General features: G+C 41.9%; 12 protein-coding genes and 1 pseudogene. 4 read left to right on the top strand and 9 right to left on the bottom strand.

The window, feature by feature from the left end; all coding sequences use genetic code 11:
* Positions 1–287: 287 nt before the first annotated feature.
* Positions 288–605 carry a helix-turn-helix domain-containing protein gene (locus F947_RS00985; protein ID WP_004970272.1) on the top strand — a complete coding sequence of 106 codons (318 nt, stop codon included), beginning with the start codon at positions 288–290 and terminating at the stop codon, positions 603–605.
* Positions 602–1,891 carry a type II toxin-antitoxin system HipA family toxin gene (locus F947_RS00990; RefSeq protein ID WP_004970273.1) on the top strand — a complete coding sequence of 430 codons (1,290 nt, stop codon included), beginning with the start codon at positions 602–604 and terminating at the stop codon, positions 1,889–1,891. Before F947_RS00985 ends, F947_RS00990 begins: the two co-directional genes overlap by 4 nt.
* A gap of 17 nt (positions 1,892–1,908) precedes the next feature.
* Here F947_RS00990 and F947_RS00995 read toward each other — a convergent pair.
* A pseudogene (locus F947_RS00995) lies at positions 1,909–2,856 on the bottom strand (DEAD/DEAH box helicase); the annotation flags it as partial.
* A gap of 61 nt (positions 2,857–2,917) precedes the next feature.
* Positions 2,918–4,225, bottom strand: a complete 1,308-nt coding sequence (locus F947_RS01000) for an RNA-guided endonuclease InsQ/TnpB family protein (RefSeq protein ID WP_004970278.1) — start codon at positions 4,223–4,225, stop codon at positions 2,918–2,920.
* A gap of 59 nt (positions 4,226–4,284) precedes the next feature.
* Here F947_RS01000 and tnpA point away from each other — a divergent pair, with 59 nt between their 5' ends.
* Positions 4,285–4,683 (top strand): IS200/IS605 family transposase, encoded by a 399-nt coding sequence (gene tnpA / locus F947_RS01005; RefSeq protein ID WP_004970281.1) that lies wholly within the window; start codon positions 4,285–4,287, stop codon positions 4,681–4,683.
* 346 nt (positions 4,684–5,029) lie between these two features.
* On the opposite strand, the gene F947_RS01010 is transcribed toward tnpA, so the two are convergent.
* Positions 5,030–6,268 (bottom strand): hypothetical protein, encoded by a 1,239-nt coding sequence (locus F947_RS01010; protein WP_004970284.1) that lies wholly within the window; start codon positions 6,266–6,268, stop codon positions 5,030–5,032.
* 250 nt (positions 6,269–6,518) lie between these two features.
* Between F947_RS01010 and F947_RS01015 the strand changes: the two genes are divergently transcribed.
* Positions 6,519–7,889, top strand: coding sequence for a phosphohexomutase domain-containing protein (locus F947_RS01015; RefSeq protein WP_004970287.1), 1,371 nt, complete (start codon positions 6,519–6,521; stop codon positions 7,887–7,889).
* Between the two features lie 90 nt (positions 7,890–7,979).
* On the opposite strand, the gene galE is transcribed toward F947_RS01015, so the two are convergent.
* From galE to F947_RS01045, 6 genes are all read right to left on the bottom strand, one after another.
* On the bottom strand, positions 7,980–9,005 hold the full coding sequence (gene galE / locus F947_RS01020) for a UDP-glucose 4-epimerase GalE (protein WP_004970288.1): 1,026 nt from the start codon (positions 9,003–9,005) through the stop codon (positions 7,980–7,982).
* Positions 8,998–10,704 (bottom strand): glucose-6-phosphate isomerase, encoded by a 1,707-nt coding sequence (gene pgi / locus F947_RS01025; protein WP_171062550.1) that lies wholly within the window; start codon positions 10,702–10,704, stop codon positions 8,998–9,000. The genes galE and pgi overlap by 8 nt, the downstream gene beginning before the upstream one ends.
* Before the next feature lie 14 nt (positions 10,705–10,718).
* Entirely contained in the window at positions 10,719–11,987 is a 1,269-nt protein-coding gene (locus tag F947_RS01030) for a nucleotide sugar dehydrogenase (RefSeq protein WP_004970292.1), read from the bottom strand.
* Between the two features lie 138 nt (positions 11,988–12,125).
* Positions 12,126–13,007, bottom strand: coding sequence for a UTP--glucose-1-phosphate uridylyltransferase GalU (gene galU / locus F947_RS01035; RefSeq protein ID WP_004970293.1), 882 nt, complete (start codon positions 13,005–13,007; stop codon positions 12,126–12,128).
* Between the two features lie 88 nt (positions 13,008–13,095).
* Complete coding sequence (locus F947_RS01040; protein ID WP_026438415.1) at positions 13,096–14,970, bottom strand: nucleoside-diphosphate sugar epimerase/dehydratase; 1,875 nt, start codon at positions 14,968–14,970, stop codon at positions 13,096–13,098.
* A 257-nt stretch (positions 14,971–15,227) separates the two neighbouring features.
* The gene (locus tag F947_RS01045; protein WP_004970298.1) at positions 15,228–16,403 is read right to left on the bottom strand and encodes a DegT/DnrJ/EryC1/StrS family aminotransferase; all 1,176 of its coding nucleotides are present in this window, start codon (positions 16,401–16,403) and stop codon (positions 15,228–15,230) included.
* Positions 16,404–16,459 lie beyond the last annotated feature (56 nt).

The following is a 16,459-nucleotide window of genomic DNA, read 5'->3' on the forward strand; positions in this document are numbered from 1 at the left end:
ACTTCATAAGAAATTTTTATACTTAAAAAAGTAAGTTTACAAAAGTGCTCTTTCAAAACTGTGAACAAAAAACCGTGTAGATGATGCTCCAGAGTATCAATCATACAAGATAAAAAAACTCCAAAACAAAAGATAGTATTAGCTACTACTAAGTGGCTTATGTTAAACAAGATCAGCTTGCCTAGATCCTAAATATTGATGCCGCGGAGCCTGTTAATAATTTCTGTCATTGCTTCTTAATAAAAAAGCAACTAATATGCTTCTTACACCACCAAAAAGCAATAAATATGTCTACACCAAATAAGTCTTTACTACAGCAAGTCAAAAAAAGACGAACCCTATTGGGTTTAAAGCAAGTTGATATGCAATCACGTACAGGCATTTCAAGACAGCAGTACCAAAAACTGGAAAGTCAAGGCAATCCTCGATTAGATACCTTAGAAATTATTGCGGCAGGACTAAATGCTCAACTGATGCTCATCCCAGATGATAAGGTTCATTTGATTAGACAATTATTGAATGATGAAATTAAAGTCACTATTGAAGATCAAGATGACTTAATGTCTAACCCATGGAAAGGTCTTCTCGGAGGAGAGGAACCATGAATACTGTTGCAGTCCTGAAATTAACATTACATCACGTTGTCGTTGGATACTTGGCAGGATTTCAGAGCGGAAAAAATATTCTGGTTTTCACAGATTCTTTTCACTTGGATCAGCAACGTCCGACCTTGAGCTTGCTTACTTCCCCTTTATATCCTCAAGCGGATAAGATTTTAGAAAAGACCTATGTTACACATCAGCGCTTACACCCCTTGCTATCAAATCTGCTACCAGAAGGTGCATTACGCGAACTCATAGCACAAAGCCTCAAAATACATATAGACAATGAATTTCAGTTATTGGCAGCTTTAGGTCATGACTTACCTGGGGCACTGATTGCAACCCCAGTAGATCCAGAAGAAATCCCAGATGGAATAAAATTTAAGCTTCAGATCTCGAATCCAGATCAGATATTAAAACAAGAGATTCGGACAAATAATAAGTTTTCCTTGGCTGGCGTCCAAATGAAGTTTTCCATGAAAGCCAAAGATGGGCGTTTTACATTAGCACAGGCAACGGAATCCAGCCTACTCGGTGATTGGATTGTCAAAACTCCTTCTACCAGACATGCTTTTGTTCCGCTGAATGAATACTCTATGATGATCCTTGCCAAAATGGTCGGAATAGATATCCCAGAGATTCGTTTGGTAGATATGGCACTCTTACAAGACCTTCCACCATTAAATCTACCCCAAGAGCAATATGCTTTTGCAATTAAGAGATTCGATAGGCAGAGTACTGCTAATACTACAGAGCTTATTCATATTGAAGATTTTGCTCAGATCTTTGGTTCATATCCACACCAGAAATACAGCACCACAAATTATGAGCAGATCGGTAAGATCATTTATCACTATTCAGATAACAAAATTTTTGATATTCAGCAATTTGCCAGCCGTTTACTCGTCAATATTTTACTCGCCAATGGAGATGCACACTTAAAGAACTGGAGTATGATTTATCACGATAAAACAACGCCAAGATTATCCCCTGCATACGATATATTGATGACAAGTGTATATATTGAAAATGAGCGTCATTTCGCCTTAAATCTTGCCAAAAATAAAGATTGGTATTTAGCTGAGATGAAACACTTTGAACAATGGGCTGAAAAAGTCGGTGTTCCATGGCGTGTTATTGAAAAACAACTTCACGCGATCATGGACAAAGCACGGTCGGTATGGCCAGTGCTATTACTAGACTTACCTATGATTTCTGTTCATAAAGAAAAATTAAGAGAACATTGGAAAAAATTGCATCCGGACTTTCAGATACTTACAGATGATTAGGGTAATCTGAAACCAAACTAAAATTTCTCAAACAAGTTCATCACGTCATTTTCCGTCAGTTTCGCTTCGCCTTCATGATCTGTACTTAGAATAAAGTGTGCCAGTTCTGCTTTATTTTGCTGTAAGGCAAGAATTTTTTCTTCTATGCTTTTATTAGTAATCAGCTTATAGACAAATACCGGCTTGTCCTGTCCAATCCGCCATGCACGATCTGAAGCTTGATCTTCAGCAGCAGGGTTCCACCATGGATCATAGTGAATGACCGTATCTGCGGCAGTTAGATTCAAACCGACCCCTCCTGCTTTCAGACTGATTAAAAATACCGGCACTTGTCCAGACTGAAACGCTGTAATGACTTCATCTCGCTTTTTGGTCTTTCCAGTCAGCTTCACATAGCCAATTTCTGCGTGATGGAACTGTTGTTCAATCAGTTCCAACATTGAGGTAAACTGAGAGAAGATAAGAATTTTTCGCCCCTCTTCCACCATTGGAACGACCATATCCATCAACTGTTCAAGTTTGGCAGAATGCGCCTGCCCAATTTTCACTGAATCCAGCTTTAGTAAGCTAGGATGGCAGCACACCTGACGTAGCTTCAGTAAGGCATCTAAAATTTGAATTTGACTACGTTTAAAGCCTTTTTCTGCCACAATTTTCTGAATGCTTGCCTGCATCGTGGCACGAACAGCCTCATATAACTTGGATTGCTGGTCATTCATATCAATATTGACTTCAATCGTGGTTTTTTCTGGCAACTCTTTGGCTACGTCAGTTTTCAAGCGACGTAAAATGAAGGGCTTAATCCGGTTGACCAACTTTTGTCTTAACTGCTCATCACCGCGCTTTTCAATCGGATGACGGTACTTTTTATTAAAAATTTCTTGTGAATATAAAAATCCTGGCATCAGGAAATAAAATAGTGCCCACAGCTCACCCAAATGATTTTCCATAGGTGTACCGGTTAGACTTGACATACTCCCACCACTTTCGTTTTCACTCAAGTGGGGGATTCTAAAAGCAAAGCTCTTAGGCGACTTCCTCACGGATTTCGCTTGCTTTCTGCTTCTTAGGGCGACCTTTACCGCATCCACCCTCCACAGACAAAACGGCATGTCCTGCCGACAATATATTACGAGATGCGTTTAAATCCGCATTCGCAACATAACCGCATCCGACACACTCAAATTTAGCTTGAGTTTGTCGGTTTTCTTTTGCTACATGACCACATTCACAGCAGGTTTGACTTGTGTACTTCGGATCAACTTTTACAAGTAATCCACCTCGCCATTGTTGCTTATATTCCAACATACTAACGAGCATGCCCCAACCTTGATCTAGGATTGATTTGTTTAAGCCTGACTTAGCTTTTACATTCTTTCCTTGATTTTCGATTGTGCCACTTGCTGACTTCGACATATTTGCTACTTTTAAATCCTCAACAGCAATCATTGCGTGGTTTTTGCTGAGCGTTGTAGTGATTTTTTGCAAGTAGTCATGACGAATATTGGCAATGTGATGATGTAGTTTATTGATTTTAAAATTCAGTTTTTTCCAATTTTGACTAAATTTAACTTTCTTTCTCTGCTTCCGTTGAAGTCTAGCTAATTTAATCTGATTGGTTTTAAAGCTATTGATCGGGTCAAAGACCTGACCATTTGAGGTAGTGATTAATTTCTTAACACCAAGATCAACACCAATCGCTGATTTTGATGGGTGGATCGGCATTTCAGTAAGTTCTGTTTCAGTACAGAATGAAACGTACCAACATCCTGACACCTTACTGATCGTCACATTTTTTATTGTGCCTAGAATCTCTTGCGACTTCCTGAATTTAATAACACCTACGCCATTAGGAAGTTTGAGTTTATTTCCTTTAACCCAACAGTATTTATCGAATTGTACAAGGCGAATGGAATCATAACCGTCTGATTTTTTCTTAAATCTAGGCATAAGTGGGCGCAACTGAACCTCAGTACCATCAGCCAATTTAAAAAATTTAGGTTTCTTAGGTTTGCGCTTTTTTTCTTTTAGTCGAGCATGTTCTTTAGGGTTGAAAAACTTCCCCCATGCTGATGCAAGATCACGAACTTTTTGTTGAAGTGACACAGCATTTGAATTTCCATCTAAAAAGCTAAACTGAGGATTCTTTTTCAGTGCTGTTATCTTTTTTACTAGATTCACCGCATTAATGTGTTTATTTTGAGCAAACATTTCAAATGAAATTGCTAATATTTGATTCCAAACAAAGCGTGCAGAGCCAACGAGATTATTTAAAATAACCTCTTGCTCGACATTAGGCTCAAGCCTAAATTTATACGCTTTGTTGATTTTCATTAATGAGTGTGTATCTGTTAATATGGTGCTGATTCTAACATTTTAGGTATATTTTTTCAATGAGTGAGATATATAAAAACCGACATTCAGCCTTTAATCTTCATGTTCATTTAGTTTTTATAACGAAATATCGAAAAAAAATACTAGGTGAGTTGCATCATAAATATTTCAATGAGTGTGCAACTGAAATATGTAAAGATTTTGATGCTGAATTAAAGGAATGTAATGGTGAATCCGACCATGTTCACATGCTTATTCAGTATCCACCAACGGTACAGTTAAGCAAATTGGTTAATAATTTAAAGTCTGTAACAAGTAGAAGAATGCGAAATGAGTTTTTAGACTTGAGAGGGAATTATACAAAACCTGTTTTATGGTCAAGATCATATTTTGCAGGGTCTTGTGGTGGTGCGCCTTTGGAAATAATCAAACAATATATTCAGAATCAACAAGGTTGAAATTTGTGAAATTCACCTCCACCCTGACTGACGGGTGGAGTCCTCTTTCACTTGGAGATAGTAGCCGAACGGCCCAACCTGAGCATAACTTGGATTCACTCAAAAGGAATATTGTAAATAAAGACTACTTTTTGCATAAACATTCAAAGCCAAACCTCTCTAAGCCATTCAAATTTAAGTGAAAACTTAGGAATTTAGTTTACCTAATTCTGTCAATCTATTCAGCATTGCTACACGTCAAAATATATTACAAAGACTTGCTAATCAATGAATCTTTGTCATCACTGCTAATATCGCTATTGCAAGCCCAAGCTTCACCTTATTCCAGACCCAAACCTCAATATGTCTACATCATCACAGCATGCATTTCCCACACATATTGACTGCGCATCAATTGCTTTAATTGTTTAAGGTCTTGATATTTTTCCAGTATCTCTTGCGCTCGAGCTAATTTTTGTTGAACATGTCGATAGTCTTGCTCATATTTTCGATACAAATCCTGCACTTTAATTTTACGGTTAGAATATAAAAACTGACTCCAATTAAAAGAGTAAATAATGTCATCCACTTGCATTTGCAAAGTTTCTAACTGTTCTTCTAAAAGCAGGTTATACGCTTTTAATTGTTGATTGGCGAAAGATAAATTATGCTGCTGACCCAACTGAATTTGCAAATTTAACAATGTCAATAAATCATTGGCTTCATAAGCCTGATTGGCTTGCTGCATCAATACGGTTTTTTCTTGTTTTTTCTGCTCATCTTGCTCACGATCTGGGTGAATCCACGCTGTAATTTTTAAGTAAATCGCTTTAATGGACTGATTTGCTAGTTTCTTGGCTTCTTCACGCTGTTGCTGTTTTTTTGCTGCTTTGGCTTTTTCACGGGCAATTTGCTGTTCGGCAAAAGCTTTTTGCGCACTACTCAACTGACTTAAAAAATCCAGCTCCTCTTGTTCTTGCATTTTTTGTTCAAATTTTTTTATAAAGTCATCTAAATCTAATGGATCATGCTGAAAATCAAAAAAATCTAGATCTAGGTCATATTCTTCACAAAGAAAATGCTTCAAAATTTCTAGCTTGAGCTGTGCCAAGCGCTCTTGTTCAGACTCATCATGTTCAAAACTATTTTGTTCACATTGTTCAACATTTTCGTCTTCTGACTCTGTTGCTGTTTTAGCTTCAGATCTTAAATCCACATCATCTGTGTCTAGCAATTCAATATGATGCCCATAACTGTTCAGCAATTCTGTTAAAAACTGAACTTGTTCGGTAGACATCTGCTGCGAATCCAAAAGTTGTAAACTGAGTTGCTCAATTTTTTGATCCAGCTTAGTTTGCTGGGCTGCCGTCACTTTTTGTTGTTTTTGCTGAAGCAATTGTTGAATTTGCTGAAATATAACTTCACGCAATTGCGCATAAGTCGGTAAAATTTCACGGCTGGCACGTGCCTGAATATCGGCTTGTGCGGTCTGCCATTCATTCAAACGTATTTGTTCCTGCTCAATTTTTTGGCATAATTTCTGAAATTTTTTCTGTGCCGCAGAAAGTTTCTGCTCTGGCTCTAAAGTACTTTTCTGTAATTTCATCTTCAATCATATCGAACACATAAGTCTGAGCCGTATTTTAACCAACTTCACTCAATAAAAAACACCCTTGCCATCACAACACCTTTTCTCATCCATGGTCTTTGACCTGCTCCATCTTGCAACAGCCCCACACACGGTTAATGACCTGAAACATCTTCAAGCAATTGATCTTCCATTCTATACAGCACATTACACACAGTTCGATTATCATAGGCAGCAATACGATTTTTCCAAATATTTAGGACAATACATGAGCACATTAACCTGTTTTAAAGCCTATGACATTCGCGGAAAATTGGGCACAGAACTCAATGAAGAGATTGCCTATAAAATTGGTCGTGCTTACGGACAAATTTACCAACCTAAAACCGTTGTAATTGGCTGCGATATTCGCCTTAGCAGCGAAGGCTTAAAGCAGGCCACCATTCGTGGTTTAAATGATGCAGGGGTCAATGTGCTCGACTTGGGAATGACAGGCACAGAAGAAGTCTATTTCGCAGCCTTTCATTTAGACGTGCAAGGTGGCATTGAAGTAACTGCCAGCCATAACCCCATGGACTACAACGGCATGAAACTGGTACGTGAAAATGCACGTCCGATTAGTGCCGATACCGGCCTAAAAGACATTCAGGCTTTGGCAGAATCGGGCGAATTTACCCCAGTTGAGCACAAAGGTAGTACTCAAAGCTACAATATTTTGCCTGAATTTATTGAACATTTAATGACGTATATCGAGCCTAGCAAAATTCGCCCAATGAAACTGGTCATGAATGCAGGCAATGGCGCTGCAGGACATGTGGTCGATGCAATTGAGCAAAAATTCAAAGCTCTGAATATCCCTGTTGAGTTTGTCAAAATTCACAATGATGCCGATGGCACCTTCCCCAATGGTATCCCCAACCCAATTTTAGTGGAAAACCGCGATAGTACCCGCAATGCCGTATTAGAGCATCAAGCCGACATGGGCATTGCGTGGGATGGTGACTTTGATCGCTGTTTCTTGTTCGATGAAAAAGGCCAGTTTATTGAAGGCTATTATATTGTCGGCTTATTGGCACAGGCGTTTTTGCTCAAACAAGCAGGCGAAAAAATCGTGCATGACCCGCGTTTGGTCTGGAATACCTTTGATGTAGTCGCGCAATATCAGGGTGAAGCGATTCAATCTAAATCTGGGCATGCCTTTATTAAAGATGTGATGCGTGAGCACAATGCCGTTTACGGTGGTGAAATGAGTGCACACCATTATTTCCGTGATTTCGCCTATTGTGACAGCGGCATGATTCCATGGTTATTGGTGCTTTCTGTGTTGTCTGAAACAGGACAATCGCTATCGAGTCTGGTCGAAGAAATGATTGCCAAGTTCCCATGTTCGGGCGAAATTAACTTTAAAGTGGCCGATACTCAAGCCACCATCCAAAAAATCTTTGAGCATTATGCCAACCAAAACCCAGCGATTGACCAAACGGATGGTGTGAGCCTTGACTTTGGTGCATGGCGTTTTAATGTGCGTGCGTCAAATACTGAGCCATTATTGCGCTTAAATATTGAAAGCCGTCGTGATCAAAATCCACGCCCAATGCAGGACTATGTGGATGAGTTGACACAATTGATTCAAGCTTAATCTGAAAAATCAAAGCAATATAAAAATGGGAGTCAAAACTGACTCCCATTGTTTATGCCCTAAACTTTGTGGCTGAGTGTATGGCTAGAATCATTCATCTTGACGATAACCATTCGGATTCTGCTTTTGCCAGTTCCAACTATCAGCCAACATATCTTCTAGGCCATATTGTGGTGTCCAGCCCAGTTCTTGCAAGGCGCGGCTATTATCTGCAAAAGATATCGCCACATCGCCTTCACGACGTGGTGCAAACTCAAATGGAATCTGCACACCATTGACCTGTTGAAAAGTATTTTTTACTTGCAGCACCGAAATCCCATTACCCGTACCAATATTCCAAGCACGGCAACCCTGGGCAGTCAAACGGTTATTCAAGGCACATAAATGCGCATTGGCCAAATCGACCACATGAATATAATCGCGCACGCCTGTACCATCTGGCGTGGCATAATCCTGCCCAAAAATTGACAGTTTTTCACGACGTCCAACCGCCACTTGGGTGACATAAGGCATTAAATTATTTGGAATGCCTTGTGGGTCTTCGCCTATGCAGCCACTTTTATGTGCCCCCACAGGGTTAAAATAACGCAATAATGCAATCGACCAACGCTCATCGGCAAGGGCTGCTTTTTGTAAGAGCTGTTCCACAATCAGCTTGGTATAGCCATAGTTATTGCTTGGCATACCCGTTGGCATCTCTTCATTCAACGGCGAAATATTGGATTCGTCATATACTGTAGCCGATGAACTAAACACCAGTTTAAACACATGCGCGCGTTGCATCGCCTGGAACAAGCTAATTGAACCCGCAATATTGTTGTCAAAATAGCTCAGTGGAATTTGTTGGCTTTCTCCCACTGCTTTGAGTCCTGCAAAATGAATCACTGCATCAATTTGATGTGCAGCAAACACAGCATCCAAAGCAGCAGCATCACGAATATCACCCTGAATAAAATGCAAGGTTTTGCCCGTCAGTTGCTGCACCCGCGCCAATGACTCTGCCGAGCTATTGGACAAATTATCTAGCACCACCACGCTGTGCCCTGCATTCAGCAACTCGACACAGGTATGTGAACCAATATAGCCAGCACCGCCTGTGACTAAAACATTAGCCATCTATTTTTCCTAATAAAATTTTTAATAAACCTTGAGTCGATGCATCAAGTGCCGATAAATCCTGTTGCTGCCCATTTAAAATAGGCAAGAGCTGATTGGCAATTTCCTTACCTTTTTCTACGCCCCATTGGTCAAAGGGATTGATATTCCACAGCACTGATTGCACAAAGACTTTATGTTCATACAGGGCAATCAACATGCCCAAGCTATACGGATTGAGTTCTTGCAATAAAATACTGCTACTTGGCTGATTACCACTGTACTGCTTATATGCCGCTAAGCCATCTAATTCCTGCTGATCTAAAGCCTGATTGCCAAAGGCCAAAAGCCGCGATTGTGCCAAACAGTTGGACAAGGCTAAATGATGCTGCTCCACCAAAGCCTCAGCATTTTCCGCATAGGTAAATTGATTGGCATTATAACGCTGCACAGGGGCAATAAAATCACAGCTGACCGCATGTGTCCCTTGATGCAACAATTGATAGAACGCATGCTGTGCATTCGGCCCGACCTCACCCCAAACAATCGGGCAAGTATCGACGCTCACCGCCTCGCCATTACGCTGAATCGACTTGCCATTCGATTCCATTTCTAATTGCTGTAAATACGAAGCGAAGTATTTTAAACGTCCATCATAAGGCAAGACCGCATGAGTCTGAATATTCAGGAAATTATTATTCCACACCCCCAGCAAACCCATCAGCACTGGGATGTTCTGATCAAATGCAGCATTTTGAAAATGCTGATCAACCGCATGTGCACCTGCTAAAAACCGCTGAAAACCCGCAACGCCAATGGTCAGGGCAATCGGTAAGCCAATACACGACCATAACGAATAGCGACCACCCACCCAATCCCACAGCAAGAGCTGATTTTCAGGACAAATGCCCCAAGCAGTCATTTTATCGGCTTTGGTGGATACCCCAATAAAGTGATGTTTCAGAATTTGCGCGTGTGTGCCCAAAGCCTTTTCCAGCCATTGTTTCACCGTTTGCGCATTGGATAAGGTATCAATGGTGCCAAAAGACTTGGACGAAATAATAAACAAGGTCGTTTCAGGACGCAGACGATGCAGCAATTCAGATAACTGGCTGCCATCCATGGTGGACACAAAATGTACATTCAGTGGTTTTTCAGTCGCCACTTTAAAATCAGATAAGGCTTGGGTCACCATCAACGGGCCTAAATCTGAGCCACCCACACCAATATTGACCACATCCTGAATCACTTCACCCGTGGCACCACGGTATTGGCCTGCATGGATTTTTTCCACCAAGGCATACATACGCTCAAGCTGGGTATGCACTTGCTCAGTCAATGCAGCGTAGGCATCGGTCTGTTCGGAACCGCTTGCTGCTGTGCTGGTCGCAGGCAAACGCAAGGCCCAATGCATCGCATCGCGCTGTTCGGTATAGTTGATTTTCTCTGAGCCAGTTACTGTTGAAAATAAACGTCCAATCCACTCAGCAAGCTGACTCTGCTGTGCAAACTGAACCAGGGTCTGCAACACCTTGGCATCAATCCGATGCTTGCTATAGTCAAACAGCACACTGTCCAAAGCCACCGAGAAACGCTGAAAACGCTGCGGATCTTGAGCAAACAGCTGATTTAAATGCAGTTGCTGAAACTGCTGCTGCAATTGTTGTAACTGCGGCAAGGCATTGTCATTTGGAGAAATCGAGCTTTGCGTCTGTGGCATTGTGCTACGAATCATTAGCGACCGACTCCCATATAAGCAAAACCTTGTGCCTTCACAAATTCAGGATCATAAATATTGCGACCATCCAAAATCAGTGGATGCTGCATCTGCTGCAACAAAGTTGGATAATCCAAACTCCAATATTGTTTCCACGCAGTCAACACACATAATGCCGATGCACCTTCGACGGCTTGGTATTGGTCTGTACATAAAATCAGATCATCGCGCTGACCATACTGTGCCACAATTTCAGGCAAGGCTTGTGGGTCGTGCAATTTGACCGTCACACCCTGCGCCCACAACGCAGGCAACATCACATGAATGGGAGAATGTTGCACCCTTGCGGTATTTTCTTTAAAGGCTGCGCCCCAAATGGCCACAGTTTTGCCGTTTAAATCGCCCTGATAATAATTCCACAACTTTCTAAACAAGAGTTCTTTTTGTTGTTCGTTAATGTCCCAGACCTGCGCCAACAGCTGACTTTTCACCCCTGTGGTGGATACGGTACTGGCCAGAGTCTGAATATCATGGCTAAAGTTTTCACCACCAAACCCCGCACCAGGATACATATAAGATGCACCAATACGGCTATCTGCCGCCATACCCTGTCGCACATGTTCAATATCAATCCCCAGTTTTTCTGCCACCACCGCCAAGTCATTGATATAACTGATACGGGTTGCCAGCATGCCTGAAATACTCAGTTTGGTAAATTCTGCATCCAACACGGGCATAAACAGGTATTGCTGCGCACGTGGAAATAAGGGGCGGAGTAATTCTTTGAGTTTGACTTGCGCACGTTCATTTTCACAACCCACCGTGAGTTGCTGTGCGCGGGTCATACTTTGAATGGCATTACCCTCTTGAATCATGTCGGGCAAATACATCCAGTCATCTTGTGGCAAGATTTTTTGCAGGCGCTGTGTGCCATTTAAACCCAAAGTCGACGCATTGATCATCAGTTTAGGGTGAATGATCGGACGTTGTTGCAACTGCCGCAAAACGGTTAAGGCGTGGGTTTCTTCAGTCGGGTTCAAACTGAGTAGATACACATCCACATCTAAAGGCAATGCAGCAAAATCACAATAGTGTAAAAAACCCTTGCTGCATTGTTGTTGTAATAACAGGCTCAAGGCTTGGTCTTGAAAGCTGAAATGCTGCTGTTCTAGTGGATGTGCAGCATCCTGAAAGATATCGCACCAATAGACTTGATGCCCACATTCTGCCAAGAGTGCAGACATCACGCCTGCATAGAGGGTTTTTCCAAAGACTGCGACTTTCAAAATGTGTTCCTATGCATTGGTTGATGCTGTTTATTTCACAAGGTTCCTCCCTGAGCAAGAGTTTAAGCACTGCTTTAAATTCTTGCGTAAGAAGGGAGTCTAGGAGAGATTTTCTAATCTTCCCCCCATTAATCACCTTTATGATTCAAGCTTTAACTCTTGAATCAAGGCTTTAAAATCATCGCCTAGTTTTGGATGATCGAGCCCATAATGCAACACTGCTTTTAAGTAACCTAACTTGCTGCCACAGTCAAAAGTCTGACCTTGCATACGGTAAGCTTCCACCACACTATTTTGCTGCAACATGGCAATCGCATCGGTCAATTGAATTTCATTGCCTGCCCCTTTAGGGGTGTTTTCGAGCAAAGTCATAATTTCTGCAGGCAAGACATAACGCCCCACCACCAATAAATTAGAAGGTGCCGTGCCTACTGCAGGTTTTTCGACAATGCCCTGCATCACTGTACTTTCACCTTCAGCAGGTGCTGCTGCTACATCGACAATACCGTATTGATCGACCAGATGATCTGGCACTGCTTCGACCATAATCTGTGCGGCATGGCTTTGCTCAAAACGCTGAATCATACGTGCCAAGTCATTTTGTGCAGCATCATCTTTAACCAATACATCGGGCAACAGTACCGCAAAAGCATCATTGCCCACTACAGATTTAGCACATAAAACAGCATGCCCTAAGCCTAAAGGTTGTGGCTGACGTACACTCACGACACTGACATGCGCAGGTAAAATTTCGGTAATTTCTTTGAGCAAATCCAGTTTTTGTTTTTGTTCCAAAGTGGTTTCTAGCTCAAAGTTACGGTCAAAGTAGTTTTCAATGGAGGCTTTAGATGAATGGGTCACCAAAATAATTTGCTCAATCCCTGCTGCCACTGCTTCATGCACCACATATTCAATCGCAGGACGATCGACCACAGTCACCATTTCTTTGGGAATGGCTTTACTGGCTGGCAGAAAACGGGTGCCTAAACCTGCAACGGGTAAAATGGCTTTTTTAATCATCTCAGATACCTAATTTCACACAAATTTTTTAGTTAAATTTTACTCATCAACAAGTTGAACTGACTTACTTCAACTTAGTTTTTGAAATTTAGTTCACCTTAATTTCTGTACCACGGGCATAACCATCCACATAGTGTTCAAGCTGTGCTAAAGCCCAGTCGATATCACTTTGAATTGCGGTTAAGTCATGCATACGCTCAAACACCATCAGCAACTCATCCAACGGATACATTTTTTCATAAGAACGCAAAATACGACTGTGCTGGGTCACTTCGGTATTATCGGCATCAATCAACAATTCTTCGTAAAGTTTTTCGCCTGGGCGTAAGCCTGAATATTGAATTTCAATATCACCTTCCTGACTGCCTGTTTCTCGTACTTTTAAACCACTCAGTGCAATCATTTGGCGGGCTAAATCCTGAATGCGTACAGGTTCACCCATATCCAGCAGGAAGACATCGCCCCCCTGACCTAAAGCACCCGCCTGAATCACCAATTGCGAGGCTTCTGGAATGGTCATAAAGTAACGGGTGACTTCAGGATCAGTCACGGTAATGGGCCCACCTTTGGCAATTTGCTGCTTAAACAACGGCACCACCGAACCCGATGAACCCAAGACATTCCCAAAGCGGACAATGCTAATTTGGGTCTGATCTTGCGCTTCTGCCATCGCCTGACAATACAACTCTGCCATACGTTTAGACGCCCCCATGACATTGGTTGGACGCACGGCTTTATCGGTAGAAATGAGTACAAATGTTTCCACACCTGTTTTGACCGCTGCATTTAAGCTAAATGCCGTACCAATGGCGTTGTTTTTCAAACCTGCCAATGGGTTACATTCTACCAAGGGCACGTGTTTGTAAGCAGCCGCATGGTACACGGTTTGAACCCTATACTGTTCCATCACTCGCTCTAGTTTGGCCTGCTCTAGCACTGAACCTAAAATTGGGATAATCGTGACATCGCTATTTAAGCGTAATTCTTTGTCAATGCTGTACAACGCAAATTCGGTCAGTTCATAAATTACCAAGGCTTTGGGTTTGTTTTTGACAATTTGACGACACAATTCAGAACCAATGGACCCCCCCGCCCCTGTAACCAAGACCATTTTGTCTTGAATATTTTTAGCCAACAGTTCGGGTACAGGCGGCACAGGGTCACGCCCGAGCAAGTCAATAATATCGACTTCCTGAATATCAGATACGCGAATTTCACCATCGACCAGTTTGGTCAGTCCTGGAATTTCGGTAATTTTAATATGTGCAGGTTCTAAAAATTTAACAATCTCGCTTTTACGCATCCGCCCGACAGAAGGCAACGCAATCAAAATTTCATCAATATGCTTTTTCGGCATGACTTTTAATGCTGTTTCTGCATCATAGACTTTTAAACGACCCAACTGTTGCCCAGTGAGTGATGGATCATCATCTATAAATAATACGGGTAAGTGTTCATCGGAATTGTAGAGTGCTGCTGCAATTTGCTGTCCTGCATTGCCTGCACCATAAATCGCCACACGTTTTTTTTGTACATCAGCTTGTAAATAAGAACGCACGATAAAGCGAATAAAACCGCGGCTAAACCAAACCCATGCGAACATGAGAAATCCGAACATGAGCGGAATAGAAGTGGGAATAAAGGCATCAGTAAAGTAAGCCAGCGCATACAACCCTGTCACAGTCAATGAAGTGCCCAACCCCAATTTGACCATAAACAGTTCGCTGTAGGTGCGCACAATAAAGCGATATACCCCAAAAATAAACAGCGATACAACGGCAATCACACTCGCCCATACCGAACCAAAAGCCAAATTGGGTACAACTTCTGCCCCCAAATCAAACTGACGAATGGCATAACATAGCCACAGCAATACAGGAAATACACAGAAATCCAGCACAACTAAAAATGCGAGTTTGGCAGCGCGCGGGGATTCTACAGCAGGTTCGATCATGGATTTCACGGAATGAAGCTTCTCAATTTTTTGCTGAGTATTGTCTATGAACATACTTCAAAAACAACACTCAGTTCACACTATTTTTATAAAAGTATGATATATGAATTTGCAGTATTTTTCTCTATTTTCAGTTTAAAGATTAGATGACTCTATCGCGCTGCAAGAGCCGAATGATGTAAAGCTAAACAACCAACCTAACGCAGCCCTTTGCGCCCTATCGCAAGATGAAGATCACCACTAGAAGGCTGCATCACAAGTATGGCTTAGCTTGCCATCTTTTGTATCACCTGCTGAATGGCTGCAATGGTTTTTTCTATGCTGTCATTGCTTAAGTTAGGATGTACCAAGAACATTAAACTGGTTTCGCCCAATTGCTGTGCATTGACCAAACGCTGTGCAGGTCGCCATGCTGTACCATCAAAGGCATGTTCTAAATACACTTCTGAACATGAGCCGCTAAAACAAGGTACATTCAGGGCATTGATTTCCTGCATGATACGATCACGTGACCAACCCACAGGTAACTGTTCGCTATTGACCTGCACATAGCATTTGTAGTTAGCATGTACATAGTCACTGTTTGGATAGTACACAGTAAAATATGGACTGTCCTGAAACGCTGCTAAAATGCGCTGTGCATGCTCGGTACGTTTTTGTGTCCATTCTGGCATGCGCTGTAATTGTATACGTCCAATCACCGCTTGCATTTCCATCATGCGCCAGTTGGTGCCAAATGAGTCATGTAACCAGCGGAAACCCGGCGGATGTTGTTTGTGATAAATGCTGTCGTAATTTTTACCATGATCTTTGTACGACCACATTTTTTTCCATAGCTGTTCATCATTGGTGGTGACCATACCGCCTTCGCCACCAGTAGTCATAATTTTGTCCTGACAGAACGACCACGCACCAATATGTCCAATTGAACCTGCAGCTTTGCCTTTGTACATCGCACCATGCGCTTGGGCACAGTCTTCAATCACATACAGACCCTTTTCTTTTGCTAGTTGCATAATCGGGTCCATATCACACATCCAGCCTGCCAAATGCACACAAATAATGGCTTTGGTATTTGGCGTTAAAACGGCTTCAATAGTGCGACGGGATATATTTTGTGAATCCAGTTCAACATCGGCAAATACCGGATTTGCACCCGCGGTAACAATGGAGCTTGCCGACGCTAAAAAAGTACGTGAGGTAACAATCACGTCATCACCCGCGCCAATGTTCAAGGCTTTGAGTGCAACATCTAAAGCGACAGTACCGTTAGCAAGTGCCACGGCATATTGGGTTTGCGCAAATTGGGCAAATTCTTTTTCAAATTCGCGGCATTCTTGCCCTGTCCAGTAGTTGACTTTGTTGGACAGTAAAACTTGAGATACGGCATCTGCCTCTTGTTGTGTAAAGCTTGGCCATGGTTCAAATGCTGTGTTAAGCATGCTGAAATTCCTATTGCGATATGTTGTTGTATGCTGTAACGATGTTCAAAAATCAG

The organism is Acinetobacter towneri DSM 14962 = CIP 107472 (assembly GCF_000368785.1).
GTDB classification, from domain to species: Bacteria; Pseudomonadota; Gammaproteobacteria; order Pseudomonadales; family Moraxellaceae; genus Acinetobacter; species Acinetobacter towneri.

Excerpts from the sequence above, each read along its gene's own strand:
- F947_RS00985 (WP_004970272.1), top strand. The coding sequence starts at position 288 with ATGTCTACACCAAATAAGTCTTTACTACAGCAAGTCAAAAAAAGACGA.
- F947_RS00990 (WP_004970273.1), top strand. The coding sequence starts at position 602 with ATGAATACTGTTGCAGTCCTGAAATTAACATTACATCACGTTGTCGTT.
- F947_RS01000 (WP_004970278.1), bottom strand. The coding sequence starts at position 4,225 with ATGAAAATCAACAAAGCGTATAAATTTAGGCTTGAGCCTAATGTCGAG.
- tnpA (WP_004970281.1), top strand. The coding sequence starts at position 4,285 with ATGAGTGAGATATATAAAAACCGACATTCAGCCTTTAATCTTCATGTT.
- F947_RS01010 (WP_004970284.1), bottom strand. The coding sequence starts at position 6,268 with ATGAAATTACAGAAAAGTACTTTAGAGCCAGAGCAGAAACTTTCTGCG.
- F947_RS01015 (WP_004970287.1), top strand. The coding sequence starts at position 6,519 with ATGAGCACATTAACCTGTTTTAAAGCCTATGACATTCGCGGAAAATTG.
- galE (WP_004970288.1), bottom strand. The coding sequence starts at position 9,005 with ATGGCTAATGTTTTAGTCACAGGCGGTGCTGGCTATATTGGTTCACAT.
- pgi (WP_171062550.1), bottom strand. The coding sequence starts at position 10,704 with ATGCCACAGACGCAAAGCTCGATTTCTCCAAATGACAATGCCTTGCCG.
- galU (WP_004970293.1), bottom strand. The coding sequence starts at position 13,007 with ATGATTAAAAAAGCCATTTTACCCGTTGCAGGTTTAGGCACCCGTTTT.
- F947_RS01045 (WP_004970298.1), bottom strand. The coding sequence starts at position 16,403 with ATGCTTAACACAGCATTTGAACCATGGCCAAGCTTTACACAACAAGAG.